22 protein-coding genes are annotated in these 20,063 nt (G+C 45.4%); 15 read left to right on the top strand and 7 right to left on the bottom strand.

Annotated elements, in window-relative coordinates; all coding sequences use genetic code 11:
* Positions 1-538: 538 nt before the first annotated feature.
* Positions 539-1,522, top strand: coding sequence for a porphobilinogen synthase (hemB, locus tag NIES208_RS08995; protein ID WP_075891902.1), 984 nt, complete (start codon positions 539-541; stop codon positions 1,520-1,522).
* Between the two features lie 624 nt (positions 1,523-2,146).
* Here hemB and NIES208_RS08985 read toward each other — a convergent pair.
* Positions 2,147-3,286, bottom strand: a complete 1,140-nt coding sequence (locus tag NIES208_RS08985) for an LptF/LptG family permease (protein ID WP_075891898.1) — start codon at positions 3,284-3,286, stop codon at positions 2,147-2,149.
* A gap of 358 nt (positions 3,287-3,644) precedes the next feature.
* On the opposite strand from NIES208_RS08985, the gene NIES208_RS08975 reads away from it, so the two are divergent.
* Positions 3,645-5,309 carry a DUF3370 domain-containing protein gene (locus NIES208_RS08975; RefSeq protein WP_235641362.1) on the top strand — a complete coding sequence of 555 codons (1,665 nt, stop codon included), beginning with the start codon at positions 3,645-3,647 and terminating at the stop codon, positions 5,307-5,309.
* Between the two features lie 21 nt (positions 5,310-5,330).
* Here the strand turns inward: NIES208_RS08975 and NIES208_RS08970 are convergent, their stop codons facing one another.
* Together NIES208_RS08970 and NIES208_RS08965 are read right to left on the bottom strand one after the other, a co-directional pair.
* Positions 5,331-5,915, bottom strand: a complete 585-nt coding sequence (locus NIES208_RS08970; protein WP_075891892.1) for a low-complexity tail membrane protein — start codon at positions 5,913-5,915, stop codon at positions 5,331-5,333.
* Positions 5,916-5,975: 60 nt separating this feature from the next.
* Positions 5,976-6,194 carry a hypothetical protein gene (locus tag NIES208_RS08965; RefSeq protein ID WP_075891890.1) on the bottom strand — a complete coding sequence of 73 codons (219 nt, stop codon included), beginning with the start codon at positions 6,192-6,194 and terminating at the stop codon, positions 5,976-5,978.
* A 34-nt stretch (positions 6,195-6,228) separates the two neighbouring features.
* On the opposite strand from NIES208_RS08965, the gene NIES208_RS18585 reads away from it, so the two are divergent.
* The gene (locus tag NIES208_RS18585; RefSeq protein ID WP_139325023.1) at positions 6,229-6,447 is read left to right on the top strand and encodes a hypothetical protein; all 219 of its coding nucleotides are present in this window, start codon (positions 6,229-6,231) and stop codon (positions 6,445-6,447) included.
* Positions 6,448-6,520: 73 nt separating this feature from the next.
* On the opposite strand, the gene NIES208_RS08960 is transcribed toward NIES208_RS18585, so the two are convergent.
* Positions 6,521-8,266 (bottom strand): diflavin flavoprotein, encoded by a 1,746-nt coding sequence (locus tag NIES208_RS08960; protein WP_075891888.1) that lies wholly within the window; start codon positions 8,264-8,266, stop codon positions 6,521-6,523.
* Positions 8,267-8,832: 566 nt separating this feature from the next.
* On the opposite strand from NIES208_RS08960, the gene NIES208_RS08955 reads away from it, so the two are divergent.
* The 6 genes from NIES208_RS08955 to NIES208_RS08930 all read left to right on the top strand — a co-directional run bounded on the left by NIES208_RS08955 (position 8,833) and on the right by NIES208_RS08930 (position 14,245).
* The gene (locus NIES208_RS08955; RefSeq protein ID WP_075891886.1) at positions 8,833-11,583 is read left to right on the top strand and encodes a class I SAM-dependent DNA methyltransferase; all 2,751 of its coding nucleotides are present in this window, start codon (positions 8,833-8,835) and stop codon (positions 11,581-11,583) included.
* Positions 11,584-11,716: 133 nt separating this feature from the next.
* The gene (gene dinD / locus NIES208_RS08950) at positions 11,717-12,559 is read left to right on the top strand and encodes a DNA damage-inducible protein D (protein ID WP_075891884.1); all 843 of its coding nucleotides are present in this window, start codon (positions 11,717-11,719) and stop codon (positions 12,557-12,559) included.
* Positions 12,560-12,773: 214 nt separating this feature from the next.
* Entirely contained in the window at positions 12,774-13,064 is a 291-nt protein-coding gene (locus tag NIES208_RS08945; RefSeq protein WP_075891882.1) for a type II toxin-antitoxin system RelE/ParE family toxin, read from the top strand.
* 32 nt (positions 13,065-13,096) lie between these two features.
* Positions 13,097-13,390 (top strand): addiction module antidote protein, encoded by a 294-nt coding sequence (locus NIES208_RS08940; RefSeq protein ID WP_075891880.1) that lies wholly within the window; start codon positions 13,097-13,099, stop codon positions 13,388-13,390.
* Positions 13,391-13,512: 122 nt separating this feature from the next.
* Positions 13,513-13,764: a UPF0175 family protein gene (locus tag NIES208_RS08935; protein ID WP_075891878.1), complete on the top strand. Its 252-nt coding sequence runs from the start codon at positions 13,513-13,515 to the stop codon at positions 13,762-13,764.
* Positions 13,757-14,245, top strand: coding sequence for a PIN domain-containing protein (locus tag NIES208_RS08930; RefSeq protein WP_075891876.1), 489 nt, complete (start codon positions 13,757-13,759; stop codon positions 14,243-14,245). Before NIES208_RS08935 ends, NIES208_RS08930 begins: the two co-directional genes overlap by 8 nt.
* A gap of 50 nt (positions 14,246-14,295) precedes the next feature.
* On the opposite strand, the gene NIES208_RS19215 is transcribed toward NIES208_RS08930, so the two are convergent.
* The 3 genes from NIES208_RS19215 to NIES208_RS08920 are packed head-to-tail and all read right to left on the bottom strand — an operon-like array spanning position 14,296 to position 14,854.
* Complete coding sequence (locus NIES208_RS19215) at positions 14,296-14,451, bottom strand: type II toxin-antitoxin system RelE/ParE family toxin (RefSeq protein ID WP_216349388.1); 156 nt, start codon at positions 14,449-14,451, stop codon at positions 14,296-14,298.
* A gap of 9 nt (positions 14,452-14,460) precedes the next feature.
* Positions 14,461-14,595 (bottom strand): hypothetical protein, encoded by a 135-nt coding sequence (locus NIES208_RS19665; RefSeq protein ID WP_282956372.1) that lies wholly within the window; start codon positions 14,593-14,595, stop codon positions 14,461-14,463.
* Between the two features lie 19 nt (positions 14,596-14,614).
* Positions 14,615-14,854 carry a type II toxin-antitoxin system ParD family antitoxin gene (locus tag NIES208_RS08920; RefSeq protein ID WP_075891874.1) on the bottom strand — a complete coding sequence of 80 codons (240 nt, stop codon included), beginning with the start codon at positions 14,852-14,854 and terminating at the stop codon, positions 14,615-14,617.
* Between the two features lie 382 nt (positions 14,855-15,236).
* On the opposite strand from NIES208_RS08920, the gene NIES208_RS08915 reads away from it, so the two are divergent.
* The 6 genes from NIES208_RS08915 to NIES208_RS08890 all read left to right on the top strand — a co-directional run bounded on the left by NIES208_RS08915 (position 15,237) and on the right by NIES208_RS08890 (position 19,983).
* Positions 15,237-15,485, top strand: a complete 249-nt coding sequence (locus tag NIES208_RS08915) for a DUF2281 domain-containing protein (protein WP_075891872.1) — start codon at positions 15,237-15,239, stop codon at positions 15,483-15,485.
* Positions 15,485-15,895, top strand: a complete 411-nt coding sequence (locus NIES208_RS08910) for a PIN domain-containing protein (RefSeq protein WP_075891870.1) — start codon at positions 15,485-15,487, stop codon at positions 15,893-15,895. The genes NIES208_RS08915 and NIES208_RS08910 overlap by 1 nt, the downstream gene beginning before the upstream one ends.
* A 105-nt stretch (positions 15,896-16,000) precedes the next feature.
* Positions 16,001-16,342, top strand: coding sequence for a nucleotidyltransferase family protein (locus tag NIES208_RS08905; RefSeq protein ID WP_235641361.1), 342 nt, complete (start codon positions 16,001-16,003; stop codon positions 16,340-16,342).
* 1 nt (position 16,343) lies between these two features.
* A complete protein-coding gene (locus NIES208_RS08900) occupies positions 16,344-16,646 on the top strand; it encodes a HepT-like ribonuclease domain-containing protein (RefSeq protein WP_235641360.1) in 303 nt (100 codons plus the stop codon).
* 57 nt (positions 16,647-16,703) lie between these two features.
* The gene (locus NIES208_RS08895) at positions 16,704-18,791 is read left to right on the top strand and encodes a DEAD/DEAH box helicase (RefSeq protein ID WP_075891866.1); all 2,088 of its coding nucleotides are present in this window, start codon (positions 16,704-16,706) and stop codon (positions 18,789-18,791) included.
* Positions 18,784-19,983 (top strand): GIY-YIG nuclease family protein, encoded by a 1,200-nt coding sequence (locus NIES208_RS08890; protein ID WP_075891863.1) that lies wholly within the window; start codon positions 18,784-18,786, stop codon positions 19,981-19,983. Before NIES208_RS08895 ends, NIES208_RS08890 begins: the two co-directional genes overlap by 8 nt.
* Positions 19,984-20,063: the final 80 nt, after the last annotated feature.

Below are 20,063 nucleotides of genomic sequence, written 5' to 3'. Positions count from 1 at the left end.
TGCTATGGGTTTTTGTTGTTTGTTTCGCTGCACTGTTTGTGGGTTTGTCGCTTTTTTGTTGGCGATCGCCTAGCCCCGCCATGGGAGCCTCGACCTTTAAAGAGCTGCCGGATCTACCCGGTGTGGAGATTGAGCTAGAAAACCTCAGTTTGGGTTAAGGATTTCGCCTCAATGCTTCAGGGAAAAGGAGACACGGGGACATTGGGATAGGGAGGCACGGGATATCAACGGACACCCGCATTAGAATTATTCGAATGAAAAATCTCCCCATCACTCGCTCTCCCTTTCACCGCGTCGTCATCCTAGACCATTCTTAAACCGAACTCAGGTTAGAAACGATTCTTCCCAATCTGCGTGCAGGAAAAAGTTGCCCTCGCTACTCCACAAGAGCAAACCAGTAGACTCAACATCAGCCAGAGCCTAAATTCTTTGCAAATCATTGAGGACTGTTACGTTTGCGTAAGGGATTGTGGGCGATCGCTTTACACTAGCTAGAAGTCATTTTTTATTTTTCGCTTTTATTTAGAATTTAGTACCTATGTTCCCTTCAATGCGTCCCCGCCGTCTGCGTCAAAGCGATTCCCTCCGCCGGATGGTGCGAGAGACGACCTTAACCGCAAATGACATGATCTACCCTTTGTTTGCTGTGCCGGGCGAATCCTTTGCGAAGGAAGTCTCTTCCATGCCCGGTGTCTATCAGCTATCCATCGATAAAATTGTGGACGAAGCCAAGGAAGTTTGGGAACTAGGTATTCCTGCGGTCATTTTGTTTGGGATTCCCACCGACAAAGATGTTGAAGCCACAGGTGCTTGGCATGATTGCGGCATTGTCCAAAAAGCAGCTACGGCCATTAAAGAAGCGATTCCTGAAATGACAGTTGTGGCCGACACTTGCCTCTGTGAATATACACCCCATGGCCACTGTGGCTACCTCGAAACAGGTGATTTAACGGGACGCGTATTAAACGATCCGACCCTCGAACTTCTGAAGAAAACCGCCATTTCCCAAGCAAAGGCAGGGGCAGATATTATTGCGCCATCGGGCATGATGGATGGTTTTGTGGCAGCAATTCGCGAAGGTCTTGATGGAGCGGGTTTTCAGGATATACCGATCATGGCCTACTCGGCCAAATATTCTTCTGGTTATTATGGCCCCTTCCGCGATGCTGCTGAGTCTGCGCCCCAGTTTGGCGATCGCCGCACCTATCAAATGGATCCCGCCAACTCCCGCGAAGCCCTCAAAGAAGTCGAACTAGACATTATGGAAGGCGCAGATATCGTGATGGTTAAACCAGCCTTGTCCTACATGGATATTATTTGTCGCATTAAGGAAATGAGTAATCTGCCCGTGGCGGCCTACAACGTTTCCGGTGAATATTCCATGGTAAAAGCCGCCGCCCTGAACGGTTGGATTGACGAAAAAAAAGTCGTGCTCGAAACCCTGATGAGCTTTAAGCGAGCAGGAGCAGATTTAATTTTGACCTACCACGCTAAAGACGCTGTGCGCTGGCTCGCGGAATAACTTTGACGTTTACAGCAAAATTTAAGCACAAAAACATTTGAGCGCTTTTATAGATATTTTGAATAAGAATGAGAAGGTTCTCCCCCTTGAAAGGGCGGTGGGTTGCCAGTACATTACGCAACCTATCGAAACCCCTTCCCCCCTGTGGATACCTTCCCCAAGGAAGGAAATGGATCACTCTAGACTTTATTCGAAATTACTACATTGACAAGGGCGTTCTTTTTTTCTTTTTCTTTTTCCGATTTTGACTGAAAAACAAGTTTTGTTTGACTGCTATTTTTTGCCATGATTCATCTCGGAGGTCAACCTGAAATAAATTACCGAGGGGGGGTAAATTAAAGCCCAGTACTTGGTCGTCTGCTGGCATAGTGGAATGATTGCTGTCGCCCATTGCGCGCGTAGTTTGGCGAAAGAATTTCGATATCATCTTGATTGCAATAATCCTGCATATTTTGGTGCAGCTCGGAAGAGAGTCGTTCAACTTGTGGTGGATCGCTAATGCAAACTCTGCAGCTCGTAAAAAATCACTAAAAATCCCTTGTCCTCGGAATCACTCAAACCGCGAAGCCTAGTCAAAGTTTTGCACTATTGCTTGCAATCCTACACCGATTTTCTAAATCTAGACTAGCCAGTGCGCCATAGGATTAAAGCTGCAGCTCCTAAACCTAAAGCATTAGGTAGCCATGTTCCAACGAAGGGCGTTACCGTACCCCAAACTCCCATCGAAGTGGAAATTACTGAAATTAAATAATAGGCAAACACAATCGCGACTGATAAACCAACACTAGTGGCGCGACTGGCATTTTGAGGACGCAAACCGATCGCCGCCCCAACCACGGCAAAAACCACACAGACAAAGGGAATCGCAAACTTTTCTTGCTTGGTGACCTGTAGCGTCCGGATCTTTTTTTGGTTACGGCTGAGCTTCAGGCTATCTAAACAGAGATCAATGACATCTAAACTCATTTCATTGACATTTTGACAGCGTGTCGCCAAAACAAGTGGAGCTTCCGAGATGTCTAAAAATTCCGTTTCAAACTGACGAATACTATTAAAAGACCCATTTTTATCAATTTGATAAATGCTGCCCTGTTGAATTTGCCACCCCTGGGAACTCGGATGCCACTGCGCCGAATTAGCCGTAATTACTAGACTCGTATCCACATCGGCACGGTCAAGAATTGTCAATCGCTGCATAATTTCGCCGTCGAATTGCTCTGCATAGAAGAGTGTTTTTAAGACTTCGCGGCGATCGCCCGCCTCATTTTTGATGCGATGATATTCAGGATAGATAATATTTTTTTCCTTAAAAGCATTAACGTCCTCACCAATGGCCTGTTGTATCAAGGTAGAAGCTTGGCGTGTCGTTGTGGGTACAACCAAATCGTTGAGGCCAAAGGTGACAACACTGACAATTAGTCCAGCGACAATACAGGGAACCATTAGACGAATCGGTTTAAAACCAGCACTACGGAGCGCAATAATTTCACTAAAGGAAGAAAGGCCACTATAGGCCGTCAAGCTCCCCAAGAGCACAGCCATTGGTAAGCCCAGCACCAAATACTCCGGTAAGCGTAGGACTAAAACCTGCCCGGCGATCGCCCAGGTGATTTCATTGGCGACGACCTTGCGCATCACATCAAAAAGCACACCAATGGATAGGCTAAGGCTCGTAAACACACCAAGACCAAACAAAAATGGCAACACCAGCTGCGCCATAATGTAACGGTCAACAAGGGAAAATAAAGGAAAAGATCTCAACATTACGCCAAACTTCACTGGAAATTCTCACCAGAGAACCCCAAACACCATAATGCCAAAGAAAAGGTCTTTTTGTAATTTTGCTGCAACTTTTCCCCTAGAGCGACAGTCATACACTCGCGAAACTCAAAAACTTTCAACAACCGCCTAAAATATGACACAGAAAACCTTAAAACTTTGATGATTTGCCCCATGCTCTACCGAATAAGAGATCATCAATACTGCGATTTCCTCAGTGGTGACATAAAAAAATATCTATTGTTTTGGACAGTTTGAGACATTAATGCTTGATCTTCTTTTGCCTTTTCTGCTAACTCAGCCCCCTAATCTGTCTGAGTCATTGACAAAGAACGTTATACCCGTGTCTTCGACGGCCTCTGAAGATACCTCGGTCATTGCCCAAAGTGCTGGCCGACTCCCTAAAGAAAACGAGGAAGCAAAGGAGTCCCCAGACCCCGATAATACCGCCGAAATTTCTGAGATAGAAGAAGCCGAAACGATTGAAGAGTTAGAAGAATTTCTGGAGCTTGACCGAGATATCCCTGCCTTTGAGCCAGAGTTGCCCAAGATATTAGTAGATTATCAGTCTGTATTGCCCCTACCGGGAGAGCTCAATCAAGTGCCGGTCTTTAACAGCAATAGCCCTGAGATTATTACCCAGGAAGGTATTCTACTATCGACATTTCCCAAAAGTACTAAAAGGTATCCCCATGCCCATCTCGAAGCAGCCTTGGAGGGGCGCTTTGATATTTTTACCCACCACATTTCCCGCCCTGCCGGAACCCCAAAAACCCTCTACCAAGGTCTCATTGTTAATAATCCCACGGGCAAACGCCGTAGTATTCGCATTTTGCAAGGGCTGAGTTATCTCAATAGTCAAGATGCCCCTTTTCGTGAGTTGCCTCCCTTTATCGAAGATCCTAATGGTCATGTTTTTTCTGGGCCGGGCTCGCGCTTAGTGGGTGATTTGTTGCGTGGGAAAAACCAAGAAATCTTTCCTGAGCTGGTTTCTGTGCCCCCCTACAGCACAAAAATTTTATTTAGCTTACCGATTCCGCCGAGTAGCTCCCGTTCAACCTATTTGCAGTTAGAGAGTGATGGGGGTCTTTATCTGGCTAATCTCGCTAAATATGAGGTGACAGATTTTATTGAGCGTGAAGTTGTTGATGAAGAGGCTTGGGATCGCATTCAGGAGGAGCGTCGCCAAAAACCTGTTGAAACGGAGTTGGAGGGGCTAGAGTCTGACTCGAAGGGCTTTGAGATTGATTTTGGTCGAGGTGAAGCTGATGAATCTTTATTCCGGATTCCGACAAAAATTATCCGTGAGTCTTTTGTGCGATCGCCGTCTTTAGATGAATGGCGTACGCTCCTGACTACAGGTAAATTAGTGGAGCCTCGCGATCTTGCTCCGATTCCCAACCCTAGTAGTAATCAAGTCATTTATGGGCGTGTGGCTGGGGTTTCTGTTGGTTCCCAGTGGCATACGACTGTTACTAATTTAGATAAAAATAAATTTATCATTCCAGATGTAGGTAAGGCGGTTTCTTTTCCCATTAGTACGACGAGCACTGGTACTTTTAATACGGAGCAAGTCCATAGTGCGCCGATGTTGGTGCGTTATCCGGATACGGCTTGGGAGGGACATGGCAACTATTTAGTCCATTATGATCTTCAGTTTCCGTTGCATAATGCCACTGATGAGACGCAAAAGGTTTCGCTGATTTTCCAAACACCGATTAAGCAAAATCAGTTTAGCGATCGCCTGACTTTTTTTGAAACGCCGCCGGATCGGGTATTTTACCGGGGCACAGTGCGAGTCCGCTACCCAGATATGTGGGGAGATGAAGTTACTGATTATTATCATTTGGTGCAGCGGCGCGGTGAGCGGGGGCAACCGCTTGTAACCTTAGATATTCCGCCAAATCAAACAATGGATGCACGGGTTGATTTTTTCTATCCTCCCGATGCAACGCCACCTCAGGTGATTACTGTTAAAACGTTAGATGTGGGAAGTGAAACTGACTAGGTTGCTTTTGTGGCGATAAAACTAGAGTCGAACGCTGGGGAAAATCTGTCCCATCGGGATACCCCAGCAGGCAAAGTCGCGGCGGATGCTTACGTTGGGGTGAGGGTCAATGGCTGTGACGGTACTTTCTGATAGGAATAATGTTGGTAAAAGGGTCAGGGACATTTGGACAATCACATTGCTTAAGAAAAAGCCGGCGATCGCCAATCCTAAGCCGATAATTCGCCAGTGCAAAAATCCTTCGCTAACACCTGTCGCGAGGGGAGAATAGTGGGCAATTTGCCAAAGGAGAATCACCATCACCACTGCACCAAGGGCATTGAGTAGCGGTTGGCGCGTGCCCTGAATGAGGCGCAAAATTTGTTTTTGGCGTTCATCCATCCGTTCTGGTGGAATCTGAAAAATCAAAAATCCGAAGGGTTGCCACGGGCGCAAAATTTGCAACACCCACACGGGTACACCACCGACTAGAACAATAGCGACTAACTCCAGTACAGAAAATGGTAGCGGAATCCCCCAAGCTAGGGCGATCGCCACTAATGCCAAGGTGAGCGGCAGTAGCGCCAAACCCACTAAATGCAGCCAGAGATACGGGTCGAAAACCATCACAACATTGCAAAATCAGATATCTCTTTTATTCTACGGGAAAGTTTTGCGTCGCTCCCTTTAGTTTTGCTTCTGGGACTGGCGAACAAGTTCAATTTTTTCTTCGGGGAAGCGCGTGTAGCTCACACCACGGTAAGTGAGGATACATCCTGCTTTGCTTTGCTGGCGGGGAGATTGGATAGTTTCGTCTTTCACACTAAAACCTAAAACTGCGGCGTAAATCGAGCAGACGGCAGACATTGCGGAGGTGAACTGGAGAATAGTGATGACGCTAACCATGTGATGAACTCCAAAAGAAAAGAAATGCTTGCTGATGTCTTTAGTATCGTCAACTCTTGCGGCTTTTTCGGTGATGTGCCAAGACAAACAGGCTGAATTTACTCACGTTGTCACAGGGTTTGGAGTGACGCATATTCTCGATGGATATCTCCTAATCTCAGTGATTTTACTCACATGGCGATCGCCAAATTATTTATTTTCACAGCAAAAATCCCCAACCTATTTCAAGTCAGGGATTGTGGAATTGGACTAGATCTTATCGGTTTGGTCGAGGCGTTTCGCGAAATGCCTTTACAAGTTAGCGCGAAAATCCGGCTTTCTTTTTTTTAATAGTAGTTACCCACTTTCCGGTGGTGGACTGCGGTTAAGCCCTCTTGATTGGAGACTCTGCCCGTTTCTACTTTGCTGTAGACAATCCAGTGATCGCTCGCTTCCATACGGCTCATCACTTCGCATTCTAAATAGGCTAACGCCTCCCCAAGAATCGGCGAACCATTTTTTGCCATCTGAACATTTACGCCTTCAAAACGATCCGCACCGGGTGGGAAACGCTTGAGGAAATGTTTCATTAAGCCTTGATACTTGCCTTCTTCAAGGATATTTAGCACAAAGCGATCGCCGACTTGCATGAGAGATTCAATGGCACGATCCTTCGCAACCGCAACGGTAAATCCGGGTGGTTCAAAACTAGCTTGGGTCACCCATGAGGCGACCATTGCCCCTTTCACATCACCTTTTTGAGCGGTCAGAATGTAGAGGCCACCGCTAATGCGACCCATGGCTTTATCGAGATCGCTATCAAGGGATTTACGAGCTTTTAGTTTTTCTTTTTGGGTTAAAAGTTGACCAAGGTCTGTACCGGATTCTTCACAGAGTTGGTAGAGGGCTTCGTCGGGTTCTGTCTTCACGCGAATGGAGTCGAAAGCCGTGGTTAGACCTGTATCGCGGAATTTCATGAGGAGTGGATCGATGGGTTCATCGTTACCACCGTAGGACTCAAACATCCCGAAGACCTGCTTATCTTTGGAGGCTGCGAGGATTGTACCGACAGCTTTACTGAGCTCGTCATTGTAAGCGCTATCGAGGGGCGGCATCCCGATCACCAAACCGGCGGCGCGACCCACAATTTCGTGGACATCTTGGGGATCTGCCACTTTGAGATCCACCATTTCTACGGCAACGCCTGCTTTGGTAATGCCTTTGGCGATCGCCTGAGAAATTCGATCACTATAGCCGTAGTCGGAAACGTAAAATACTGCTGCGGTTTTATCGCCCTTTGTTTGGGCTTCACTCCACTCGCGATACCACTCCATCAACTCCTTCGTGTTGTGTTTGAGGAGGGGGCCATGGCCATTGGCGACGAGGGTAATCTCGCTGTCGAGCTTGTCGATGCGCTTCATGGCACTGAGGACAGAGCGGGCATTGGGAGCCATCAAACATTCGTAATAAAAACGATAATCTGGGGTAATGGCCTTCAAATCATCGTCGTAGGTCGCGGCGGAGCAATAGTGCAATCCAAAGGCATCACAGGTAAACAGTGTTAGGGTTTTGGGATCGTAGGTGAAAATGGTGTCTGGCCAATGCAGGTTAGGCGCACTCACAAATTCAAGATCGTGACCTTTGCCTAAATCGAGGCGATCGCCGCTTTTGACCTGAATAAATTCAAAAGGATCATGAACTAAATCTTTCAGAAATTTGATAGCAACTTTCGCGCCGACAATTACCGCTTGGGGCGCAAGTTTTAGCACATCTGCGATCAGACCGCTATGGTCAGGTTCGGTATGACTGACAATGATGTAATCAATGGTGGTGGGATCAATTTCCCCCGTCAAGGCATCGAGGTAAAGCTGGCGGAATTTGGCGTGGGAGGTATCCACAAGGGCAATTTTTTCGCCACGGATAATGTAGGAGTTGTAGGTGGTTCCGTTCTGTAAACCGAACTCGATATCGAAGCGATCGCGATCCCAGTCAAGGGAACGAATTGTGGTGGTGTCTTCGTTAATCTGTTCTGTCTGGATCGTTAATCTTTTTTCGGTTTGATTTTTCTCGGGTTTAAGGGGCGTAGCAACCATCGGGAAACCTCCTCCGTACGATTCGGTAGTCATCTTTACTTATTGTGACATGATTTCTTTTTGGTGGTAATAGAACCTAGTGATTTCAGGTATCAGGTATCAGTTATCAGTTATCAGTTATCAGTTATCAGTGACCAGACATCAGATATGAAATGCTTCGAAAAACTCTTTGACCTCTACACCAAAATGACTGCCTAACCATCCTTCCTTGGGGAAGCTTTTCGTATAAGGAAGGGGTTTCGATAGGTTATGTAACCTACTGAGAACCCACCCCTAGTCCCTCCCAAGAGGGGAACTTTTATAAAAGTAAGAGAGCGGGCGATCGCCTCGAAAAACTCTTTGACCTCTACACCAAAATGACTGCCTAACCATCCTTCCTTGGGGAAGCTTTTCGTATAAGGAAGGGGTTTCGATAGGTTATGTAACCCACCGAGAACCCACCCCTAGTCCCTCCCAAGAGGGGAACTTTTAAAAAGGGAAAGTAAAGGGCGATCGCCGTCCCATAATTCATTAGGATTGATAGGGTGGGTATTGCTCACGAAGATGCGTGATCGGGAGAACAGACGATGAATGCGGTAGAGATTGAAGAAGCGGTTTCTCGGTTGGCGGCAGAACCTTTTGACTCAGTAGCTTTTCCGTTTCAGTTTTTAGAGGCATTTGGTAATAAAAAGACCACGATTAAGCGGCTAAAAAGTAAGAAAAATAGCTCGAACCAATCGGATATCGGCGGGGTGCTCCAGCGCAATAATATTCACCTCAAGGTGTGTGAAGCGGGACAGGTGACGGCAACGCTCAAGGAATTGCAGGACAGTAAGGCGACAAAAAAATATAAGGCAAAGTTTATTCTGGCGACGGATGGGCAGGATCTAGAGGCGGAAAATCTCAATGATGGGGAAACGATCGCCTGTTCTTTTGTTGATTTCGCGGATTATTTTGGTTTCTTTTTGCCGTTGGCGGGCATCACGACGGTGCGGCAGATTCGGGAAAATGCGTTTGATATCAAAGCAACTTCTCGGCTAAATCGGCTCTATGTGGAGCTACTGCGGGAAAATCCGGACTGGGAACAGCGGCAGGAAGGGTTTAATCATTTTATGGCGCGGCTAATCTTCTGCTTTTTTGCGGAGGATACGAATATTTTCCACGGGGAAGGGCTATTTACTCAGACTGTGGCAAAGATGAGTGCGGCGGATGGCTCGAATACTCATGAGGTGATCGGGGAGTTGTTTCGGGCGATGGCGATCGCCCTGGATCAGCGGGAAGTACAGGGGATTAAGAATTGGGCGAATGGGTTTCCTTATGTGAATGGGGGTTTGTTTTGTGATGATCTATCTGTGCCGCGTTTTACGAAGATTGCGCGTTCGTATCTCATTCATGTGGGAAATCTGAATTGGCAAAAGATTAATCCTGATATTTTTGGGTCGATGATTCAGGCGATCGCCGATGAGGATGAGCGGGGCACTTTGGGGATGCACTACACGAGTGTGCCGAATATTCTTAAGGTGCTAAATCCTTTGTTTCTGGATGATTTGCGGGAACAGCTAGAAGCGGCGGGGGACAATGCTCGGAAGTTGCTCAATCTGCGGAAACGGTTGGCGAAAATTCGGGTATTTGATCCGGCTTGTGGGTCAGGGAATTTTTTGGTGATTGCCTATAAGGAAATGCGGGCGATCGAGGCGGAAATTAATCGACGGCGGGGGGACGCAGCACGGGAGTCGGTGATTCCGTTAACGAATTTTCGGGGCATTGAGATTCGGCATTTTTCCTGTGAGGTGGCGCGGTTAGCGTTGGTGATCGCGGAGTATCAGTGCAATGTGGTTTATCTGGGGGAACAGCAGGCGAATTTGTTGTTTTTGCCGCTCAAGGCTGAGAACTGGATTACCTGTGGCAATGCGTTGCGGTTGGATTGGTTGAGTCTTTGTCCACCGACGGAAAAAGGGGTTCAGGTTCAGCGGGAAGATCTGGATGTGTGGCAGGAAACGAAGGACGAAGCGGAGATTGATTTTGAAAATGAAGGCGGCGAAACCTATATCTGTGGAAATCCACCCTATTTAGGAAGTCAGTGGCAATCAAAAGAACAGAAGAATGATCTAGAGCAAATTTTTGCAGGGAGGACGAAAAAGTGGAAGTCGCTGGATTACGTAGCGGGTTGGTTCATGAAAGCGGCAGATTATGGTACACAGACCCAAATGACAGCGGCTTTTGTTTCTACAAACTCAATTTGTCAAGGACGGCAAGTCGAAAATTTATGGAAGTTGATTTTTCAAACTAAACATGAAATTGTCTTTGCCTTTACGAGTTTCAAGTGGGCAAATCTTGCTAGTCATAATGCCGGAGTTACTGTCGCAATTATTGGAATTAGTTTGGACTCTACAGCAAATCGAAAATTATTTTCCCTAGATCAAGATAGACAAGTAGTACTTCAAGAAACAGAGCATATCAACGCCTATTTAGTCGCTGCTCCAAATGTCATTGTCAATTCATCTAATCAACCTTTATCGCAAATTAGTGAGATGAGCTTTGGCAATATGGCGAATGACGGAGGCTTCCTTACACTTGATTTTTCTGAAGCGAAGCAAGCAATTAATGAATTTAAAGTTGACCCACTATATATTCGTCCTTTTTTAGGAGCAAGAGAATACATTAGAGGACTTGAAAGAAGATGTGTTTGGATATCAGCGGCTGATGTAGAAAAGGTTGAAAATAAGTGGCTAGATAGTCGCTTTAAATCTGTTGCAGAAAAACGTAAAAAATCTAATCGATCAACTACTAAGGAACTCGCAAATTTTCCTTTTCGGTTCGGCGAAATACGTCAGACTGGCTCTGAAATTGTGACAATCATTCCAAAAGTATCTTCCGAAACACGGGACTATCTACCCGTTGGATTGCTTAACTCCGGTTCGATTGTGAGTGATTTGGCATTCGCAATGTTTGATGCGCCGTTGTGGAATATGGCATTGATTGCATCGCGGTTGCATTTAGTTTGGATTGGGACGGTGTGCGGCAAGCTAAAAACAGATTTTCGCTATTCAAATACCCTTGGTTGGAATACCTTTCCTGTGCCTACTCTCACGGAACAAAACAAAAAAGATTTGACCCGTTGTGCGGAGGATATCTTAATAGCGAGAGAGCGATATTTTCCCGCCACCATTGCCGATATGTATGACCCCAAGCGCATGGACAAAGAATTTCCCTTAGTGCGAGAAGCCCATGATCGCAACGACGAAACCCTAGAAAGAATCTACATTGGTCGCCGCTTTAAAAACGACACAGAACGCCTTGAAAAACTCTTTGACCTCTACACCAAAATGACAACTTAAAAATCCTTCCTTGGGGAAGGTGCTCGAAGAGCGGAAGGGGTTTCGATAAGTCATGCCACCCACCCCTAGCCCCTCCCAAGAGGGGAACTTGCAGAGGAAAAGATACAATCAAAGACACTATCAAAATGAAACTATGCAAAAAGACACCGTCACGACTCTTACCGAGAACTTTGAAGCCCATGCCCAGCAAACCGAAAACGGCATTGAATACTGGCTAGCCCGTGACCTTCAGTATCTCCTAGGGTATGCAAAATGGGACAACTTTCTTAATGTTGTTTCCAAAGCTAAAACAGCATGTGAGATTTCAGGACATGATGTTGCAGACCATTTTGCTGATGTCGGGAAAATGGTCGAACTTGGCTCAGGGAGCCAAAGACAGATAGATGACATCATGTTGACCCGTTACGCCTGCTACCTCATTGCTCAAAACGGCGATCCTAAAAAACAAGAAATTGCCTTTGCCCAAACTTATTTTGCAATCCAAACCAGAAAGGCAGAGTTAATTGAACAACGTTTACTGGAAGCCGAGAGAGTTTCTGCTCGAAAAAAACTATCCAAAACAGAAAAAGAACTTTCCAGAGTAATTTACGAACAAACAGGCAGTGATCGCAATTTTGCGTCAATTCGCAGCAAAGGAGATACGGCTTTATTTGGTAAATCAACAAAGGCAATGAAGGCTCAATGGAAAGTCCCAAATAATAGACCACTCGCAGACTTTGCACCCACAATTATCCTGAAAGCGAAGGATTTTGCAACAGAAATCACAATCTTTAATTCTCAGCAAAACCAACTGAGTACAGAACCACAAATTTCTAGGGAACACATCACAAATAACAAAGCAGTTCGGAATACTTTACTAGAAAGAGGTATTCGTCCTGAATCATTACCCCCTGCTGAAGATGTCAAAAAAGTTGAGCGACGACTTGCTTCAGATCAGAAAAAATCCATGAAAAATCCTGATGTCTTAAAGGATTAGTAGGATGGGCGATCGCCTCGAAAAACTCTTTGACCTCTACACCAAAATGACTGCCTAACCATCCTTCCTTGGGGAAGCTTTTCGTATAAGGAAGGGGTTTCGATAGGTTATGCAACCCACCGAGAACCCACCCCTAGTCCCTCCCAAGAGGGGAACTTTTAAAAAGGGAAAGTAAAGGGCGATCGCCTTGTATCCTGTGGGATACAATTAAGCCATGCTGGAAATTCGCCAAACAGAAACCTACCGAAAATGGTTTGAATCCCTTCGAGACCGTCAAGCTAAAGCTCGTATCAATATTCGGATTCGGCGTTTGTCCCTTGGAAATCCCGGCGATGTTAAACCCATCGGTCAAGGCGTATCAGAACTACGAATCACCTATGACCCCGGTTATCGCGTTTACTTTGTCGAACGAGAAAAAACAATTATTTTCTTACTAGCAGGAGGAGACAAGAAAACCCAACAGCGAGACATTAAAACAGCTTTAAAACTCGCCCAAAACATCTAACGAAATATCTAGAAATTCAGAGGAGTAAACTGATGACAGTAGAAACCACTTCCCCTTGGGATGCCGCCGACTACCTCAACACGAAAGCAGACATTATTGCGTATCTAGAAGCCGCCTTAGAAGATGGCGACCCCTCTCTAATTATTGCCGCTCTAGGGGATATTTCCCGCTCGAAAGGCATGACTTACATCGCCCGCGAAACAGGCTTAGGCAGAGAAAGTCTCTATAAAGCCTTGTCTAACAGTGGCAACCCAGAATTTGCCACAGTACTTAAGGTCATCAACGCCCTCGGTCTACGGTTTCAGGTCACGTCTTTAGCGCAGTAATCAGGTATCAGGGAACAGTAATCAGTAAACAGATATCAAAATGGAGCAACTCGCCATGTATGAGGGTTAAGGGAAAGTAAGGGGCGATATCAAAAAAATATCAATCACGAGAAACTCAAACCATGATTCAAATACAACTGAACTTACCTGAAAGTGCCTTCTCTGCCCTGCGCAGCACCCCTGATGAATTTGCCCAAAAACTACTCATTTCTGCCATCGTCAAATGGTACGAAGTCGGTATTATTTCCCAATCAAAAGCCGCTGAAATTGCAGGTATTAGCCGTCAAGCCTTTATGCAAGCCCTTAACGAATTTGAAGTTTCGCCATTTCAGATTACGCCAGAAGAACTCATCGAGGAAATAAATCGTGACTAAACGTTGGGTCATCAACGCTTCGCCGATTATCAGTCTCACTAAAATTGATCGTATTCATCTCTTAGAACAACTTTGTGACAAAATGGTCATCCCCCAAGGCGTTGCCGATGAAATTAAACTGGGAGGCTACAACGACAGCGCAGCCATATGGATTGAGAAACACGCTCAACCTTTCATTCAGCCAGTATCAGTTATCGACCCAAAGGTTGCAAACTGGGATTTAGGACTAGGGGAAAGCCACGTCTTATCTTGGGCAATTGAACATTCTGGCTATGAAGCAGTGCTTGATGACTTAGCCGCCCGAAAAGCAGCCAAAGTTCTTCAGATACCAGTTCGAGGCACTATTTCAGTAGTCATCCTCGCGAAACAACAAGGTTTCATCACGTCCGTCAGAGAAGATTTAGAAAGTCTCATAGAAGTTGGCTTGCGAATTAGTCCAACTCTGATGAAACAGGCGATCGCCTTAGCAGGAGAAGCTTGACTCTTAGAGATTAGATAACAAGGAGAATAGGGGCGATCGCCCCTTAGACCTCAGACTTCACCAATAGACAAAGACTCTAAATCACGATAGCCACTAATAATACGCACAATATCAATACCATCAGCCCTTGGAAAATAAAAAACAACGTAGTCCTTTACGATGATTCCCCTCAAATCTTGAGCAACCTCACCATAATCTTTGCCCATATACGGGAACTAAGCGGCCTTTCGACATTTTTCTCGAATCTTCTCAAACAGGGCGATCGCCGCATTTCGATTAACGACTTCTAGCGACTCACAGATTTCCTCAAGATCTAAAATAGCCTGAGCCGAAAAAGTATAAGTCCCCATTAATCAATACCCAAATCGATTATTGACCCTGAAGCCGTTCAAATAACCGATCAAATACCGTTTCCCCATCCATGACCTGACCTGCCTCAACTTGATCTACTCCGATCTGGATTTCCTCGCGGAGTTCATTTAACCGTTGTTGACGCTGCTCCAAAAGTTGTAAACCCGCCAAAACTACATCATCCGCCGAATGATATTGACCATTCGTAAGGTATTGGGTAATACGCTGCTCCGTCTCGTGGGTCAGAGATAAACTCATGGTGAATCACTTTTATCAGATAAATCTATGCTCCATTATCGCGAATAAACTTTGAGATCGACAAACGACTTAGATAACCTGAGTTCGGTTTAAGAATGGTCTAGGATGACGACGCGGTGAAAGGGAGAGCGAGTGATGGGGAGATTTTTCATTCAAATAATTCTAATGCGGGTGTCCGTTGATATCCCGTGCCTCCCAATCCCAATGTCCCCGTGCCTCCCCCTCTCCGTGTCTCCCGATCCCAATGTCCCCGTGTCTCCTTTTCCCTGAAGCATTGAGGCGAAATCATTAACCCAAACTGAGGTTAGATAACAAGGAGAGTAGGGGCGATCGCCTGAGATCTCCGACACAATAGAAACATCACTAATAAGACCTAAGCACCATGACCACAGCCGAAAAACTCTATCAACTCATTCCGAGCCTGACCGATGCCCAACTAAGTGAAGTACTCGATTTCGCTGAATTTCTGCACCATAAAAAGTCCCAGAACAATCATTCCAAAACTCCGACTACCGAAATTGCTGATGCAATAGAGACTATGGCAGGTCTTTTGAGAACCGATCAATCCGCCCCCACGGATGAGGAAGTTGCACTAATGCTAGAAAATCGACGAGAGGCAAAATACCTTTAATGAAAATCTTATTTGACACCAATATTCTTTTGGATTTTTTATTGCAGCGCGAACCATTTTTCACAGAAGTAGCACCTCTATTCAAGGCGATCGCCACAGGTCAAATTATTGGTCATGTCACAGCCACAACAATCACGGATATTTTTTACATCGCTCGCAAACACACCAAAAGCATCGTCAAAGCGAGACAAAGTATTGCGACTATCCTCGTCAGTTTTGATATTTGTCCCATAGATCGCTACATCATTGAAGCCGCCTACCATTCAGACATTAGCGACTTTGAAGATGCTGTACAAATTTTTGCCGCTATTGCCCAAGATGTTGACGCTATTGTTACTCGCGATCGCCATGATTTTGAAAATAGCCCTCTCCCCATCTATTCCCCCACAGAGCTTTTAGAACAGATTTAATAGACAACTATCCCAGAATTTCCATGACCACTAAGGCGATCGCCGCACCGTTCTCTAGGAAATCAAGCGGGCAAAGACTTTGGACTAGAATAAAGAAAATACACGATGCCTGTCATGGATGAAGTGGCGATCGCCATACCGAGCGAGATTATTTCTGAATTTTGTCAGCAGTGGAGGGTCGTAGAACTCTCCTTGTTCGGTTCTGTCTTGCGTGACGATTTTCATGCTGATAGTGATATCGATGTGATGGTGCAATTTCATCCAGATGCTCGCCCAAAATTTACGACGCTCGACGAGATGCAAGCAGAACTCCAAGGCATTTTTCAGAGAAAGATTGATCTCGTTACCCGTTCCGGAATCGAAGCTAGTCGCAACTATTTGCGCCGCCAAGAAATATTATCTTCAGCCAAAGTAATTTATGCGAAGAGATCCCCAGTTTCTACTTGATATGCTGCAATCAGCAGAGTTGATAATGGCTTATGTGGAACGGTGTGATGAGCAGACATTCATTGAAGATATTCAACTTCAGGACTCAGTCATTCGGCGGCTACTCGTTATCGCAGAAGCTGCAAAGCGCGTTTCAGACGAAACAAAAAATAAGTTACCGGGCATTGCATGGCGAGAAATTAATGGAATGCGAAATCGTCTTGTCCATGAATATGATGATGTCAATCTAAAAATAGTTTGGGATGTGGTGCAATCAGAAATTCCCGAATTAATCGAACAAATCAAAAAACAAGGATATTTTTAAAGCTTGTTTTTTCTATGCCCTTTTTCCTAAACCATTGCTATAAAAACGTTTTCGACCATGACCACTAATGCGATCGCCGTCCCTGCTGTTTCCGTAAATTACGCCCACGATGGCAGCTCTACAAAATCCAATGAACTGGGAATGCGTCCCATGCAGGAGCGAGCTTACATGAAACGTGGTGAACAATATTTACTCATTAAGTCGCCCCCCGCCTCTGGTAAAAGTCGTGCCCTGATGTTTATCGCCCTCGACAAACTGGAAAACCAAGGACTAAAACAGGCGATCGTTGTGGTTCCCGAAAAATCCATCGGCTCCAGTTTCCATAATGAACCTCTCAGTAAATTTGGCTTTTGGGCAGATTGGATCGTTGAACCCAAATGGAATCTCTGTGATGCTCCCGGCACGGATGGCGGCAAAGTTAATGCGGTAAAAAAATTCCTTGAAAGTGATGCCAAAATTCTGATTTGTACCCATGCTACTTTCCGCTTTGCCGTCGATAAATTTGGGGTAGAAAGTTTCGGCGATCGCCTGATAGCAGTAGATGAATTTCACCATGTTTCTGCCAACCCAGACAATAAACTCGGTGACCATGTTCGCCAATTTATCACTTTAGATAAAAATCACATTGTGGCGATGACAGGCTCCTATTTTCGCGGCGATGCCGAAGCCGTTTTACATCCCGAAGACGAAGCAAAATTTGAAACTGTCACCTACACCTACTACGAACAGCTCAACGGCTATACCTACTTAAAACAATTAGACATTGGCTACTACTTCTATGCGGGGAGCTATGCCGATTCAATTATGGAAGTGCTAAACCCTGCGGAAAAAACTATTCTGCATATTCCCAATGTCAACTCCCGTGAAAGCACAAAGGACAAAATCCGAGAAGTGGAACACATCATTGAAGAATTAGGAGAATGGCAGGGAGCCGATCCAGACACCGGATTTCAGCTTGTCAAAACGCCCGCTGGTAAAATCCTAAAAATTGCTGATTTGGTAGATGATGATCCCAATAAACGCGATAAAGTCGCCGCTGCCCTCAAAGATCCGACCCAGAAAAATAACCGCGACCATGTGGATATTATTATTGCCCTCGGCATGGCAAAGGAAGGCTTTGACTGGATTTGGTGTGAACATGCTTTAACAGTCGGTTATCGTTCCAGTCTCACTGAAATTATTCAAATTATTGGTCGTGCCACCCGCGATGCCCCCGACAAAACCCGCGCCCGCTTTACTAATCTCATCGCTGAACCCGATGCCAGCGAAGAAAATGTTACCGAAGCCGTTAATGATACCCTCAAGGCGATCGCCGCCAGTTTATTAATGGAACAAGTGCTTGCCCCTCGCTTTGAATTTCGCCCCAAACGCCCCGACAACGAACCCACCCCCGGCTTTGATTACGGCGAAAATGGCTATGATCCCAACGGCACAAATGTCGGCATTAACCCCGCCACAGGACAAATACAACTAGAGATCAAAGGACTCGCCGAACCGAAAAGCCCCGAAGCCCAACGCATCGTCAAAGAAGATCTTACGGAACTGGTGACAGCTTTTGTACAAGATAAACCCACTATTGAGCGGGGACTTTTTGACGAGGAGACCATTCCCGAAGAATTAACCCAACTTGCAATGGGCAAAATCATCAAAAAAAAATATCCTAACCTCGAAACCGAAGACCAAGAAGCCGTCCGACAACAGGCGATCGCCGCCCTAAATACGCTCCAACAAGCCAAAAAAGTGATGGAAGATAGCAGTACATATGCTGTTAATGCCCAAGAAAATACAGAAGAACAAGAACCCAGCCCCAATACAGCTCTCCTTGACGGCGTGAAACAATTTGCCTTGTCCGTAACCGACCTAGACATGGATCTCATTGACCGCATTAATCCCTTCGGAGAAGCCTACGCCATTCTGGCTAAAACCATGAGCGAAGAACGCTTAAAACAAGTCGCAGAAATTATCGGCGCAAAAAAAATCAAACTATCCGTAGACGAAGCGCGAGAATTGGCAACACGTGCCCTACGCTTTAAAAACGAACGAGGCAGATTACCCAGCTTGACAGCAGCAGACCCCTGGGAGAAAAAAATGGCAGAAGGAGTCGCCTTCTTACAACGTAAAGCCAAAGAGGAACGCAATGGCTAAACCAAAACTCACCACCGATGACGATTTAGCCCTACTGTCAGAACTGGGCGTTGATCTTGATCCCAAGCCAATTCCAGAAAGAACTCCTAGGGAACAGCGCATCATTGCAGGCTTTGAGGAAATCGAACATTTTGTCGAAGAGCAGGGGAGATTGCCCCACCACAGTGGCGAAGATATCTTTGAGCGAATTTATGCCACCCGTTTAGAAGCCATCAGAAAATCAGAAGAATGCCGTACCTTACTAGAACCCCTTGATACACATCATCTCCTAGATGCTGATGCAGCACTAGAGTCGTTCAGCACTACCGAATTAAGCGACGAAGAATTGCTAGCCTCCCTTGGAGTCGAGGTTGATTCAGAGAGTGATCTTACAGAACTCAAACACGTGCGATCGCGCCAAGAAATCCAAGCCGCCGAAGAAATCGCTAAACGCACTCCCTGCAAAGACTTTAAGCAATTCAAACCTATTTTTGAAGAAATTCAACAAGACCTAAATACTGGTGCAAGAAAAACCGTTAAATATCAAGATAATGCCACCATCAACCAAGGTGATTTATTTATTCTTGATGGGCAAAAAATTCTCGTAGCAGAAAAAGGTGAACTGTTTACAACCGACTATGGCTTGATGAATGCTCGGCTGCGGGTGATTTACGACAACGGCACAGAAAATGATTTTTTATTACGTTCATTTCAGCGTGCTTTAAACAAAGATAAAACGAGTCGTCGCATCACATCGTTTGATCTAGGACCGCTTTTTTCCCAAACTGAAGAATCAGCGAGCGATGTTCCTACAGGTTATATTTATGTCCTTCGCAGTCATTCTGAAGATCCTTATATTGTCCAAAATCGAGATATCATCCACAAAATTGGGGTCACGAATGGTGATGTCAAAAAACGTATCGCTAATGCAAAAAAAGAATCAACTTATTTACTCGCAGATGTAGAAATCGTCCAAGTTTTTACTTTAACCAATGTCCATGCAAAAAAGTTGGAAGCGTTGCTCCATAAATTTTTTGAGGCAGCTCGTTTGCAAGTGAAAATACAAGATCGCTTTGGGAACCCAGTTCAACCTAAAGAATGGTTTCTTGTGCCTTTGTCTGTCATTGAAACGGTTATCGAAAAGATTCAATTAGGTACTCTAGATCAATTCTTTTATGATGTTTCGACAGCAAATCTTAAGATGAAAATGTAATTCAAGATAGTTGTTTTTTCTGAATCACTAATTCTTAATTAACACTGGTATAACCTTTAGTTAATCATGAGGATAGTTGA

Origin of the sequence: [Limnothrix rosea] IAM M-220, assembly GCF_001904615.1 — a bacterium.
GTDB lineage: Bacteria > Cyanobacteriota > Cyanobacteriia > Cyanobacteriales > MRBY01 > MRBY01.
The sequence above is the reverse complement of the archived record's forward strand: the minus strand, read 5'-3'. Positions and strand labels throughout refer to the sequence as shown.

Bases quoted from the DNA above. Each gene is read 5' to 3' on its own strand.
- NIES208_RS08945 (WP_075891882.1), top strand. From the start codon at position 12,774: ATGCTGGAAATTCGCCAAACAGAAACCTACCGAAAATGGTTTGAATCC.
- hemB (WP_075891902.1), top strand. From the start codon at position 539: ATGTTCCCTTCAATGCGTCCCCGCCGTCTGCGTCAAAGCGATTCCCTC.
- NIES208_RS08895 (WP_075891866.1), top strand. From the start codon at position 16,704: ATGACCACTAATGCGATCGCCGTCCCTGCTGTTTCCGTAAATTACGCC.
- NIES208_RS08955 (WP_075891886.1), top strand. From the start codon at position 8,833: ATGAATGCGGTAGAGATTGAAGAAGCGGTTTCTCGGTTGGCGGCAGAA.
- dinD (WP_075891884.1), top strand. From the start codon at position 11,717: ATGCAAAAAGACACCGTCACGACTCTTACCGAGAACTTTGAAGCCCAT.
- NIES208_RS08970 (WP_075891892.1), bottom strand. From the start codon at position 5,915: ATGGTTTTCGACCCGTATCTCTGGCTGCATTTAGTGGGTTTGGCGCTA.
- NIES208_RS19215 (WP_216349388.1), bottom strand. From the start codon at position 14,451: ATGGGCAAAGATTATGGTGAGGTTGCTCAAGATTTGAGGGGAATCATC.
- NIES208_RS08890 (WP_075891863.1), top strand. From the start codon at position 18,784: ATGGCTAAACCAAAACTCACCACCGATGACGATTTAGCCCTACTGTCA.
- NIES208_RS18585 (WP_139325023.1), top strand. From the start codon at position 6,229: ATGTCTTTAGTATCGTCAACTCTTGCGGCTTTTTCGGTGATGTGCCAA.
- NIES208_RS19665 (WP_282956372.1), bottom strand. From the start codon at position 14,595: ATGGGGACTTATACTTTTTCGGCTCAGGCTATTTTAGATCTTGAGGAA.
- NIES208_RS08940 (WP_075891880.1), top strand. From the start codon at position 13,097: ATGACAGTAGAAACCACTTCCCCTTGGGATGCCGCCGACTACCTCAAC.
- NIES208_RS08910 (WP_075891870.1), top strand. From the start codon at position 15,485: ATGAAAATCTTATTTGACACCAATATTCTTTTGGATTTTTTATTGCAG.
- NIES208_RS08900 (WP_235641360.1), top strand. From the start codon at position 16,344: ATGCTGCAATCAGCAGAGTTGATAATGGCTTATGTGGAACGGTGTGAT.
- NIES208_RS08915 (WP_075891872.1), top strand. From the start codon at position 15,237: ATGACCACAGCCGAAAAACTCTATCAACTCATTCCGAGCCTGACCGAT.
- NIES208_RS08935 (WP_075891878.1), top strand. From the start codon at position 13,513: ATGATTCAAATACAACTGAACTTACCTGAAAGTGCCTTCTCTGCCCTG.
- NIES208_RS08905 (WP_235641361.1), top strand. From the start codon at position 16,001: ATGCCTGTCATGGATGAAGTGGCGATCGCCATACCGAGCGAGATTATT.
- NIES208_RS08960 (WP_075891888.1), bottom strand. From the start codon at position 8,266: ATGGTTGCTACGCCCCTTAAACCCGAGAAAAATCAAACCGAAAAAAGA.
- NIES208_RS08965 (WP_075891890.1), bottom strand. From the start codon at position 6,194: ATGGTTAGCGTCATCACTATTCTCCAGTTCACCTCCGCAATGTCTGCC.
- NIES208_RS08920 (WP_075891874.1), bottom strand. From the start codon at position 14,854: ATGAGTTTATCTCTGACCCACGAGACGGAGCAGCGTATTACCCAATAC.
- NIES208_RS08985 (WP_075891898.1), bottom strand. From the start codon at position 3,286: ATGTTGAGATCTTTTCCTTTATTTTCCCTTGTTGACCGTTACATTATG.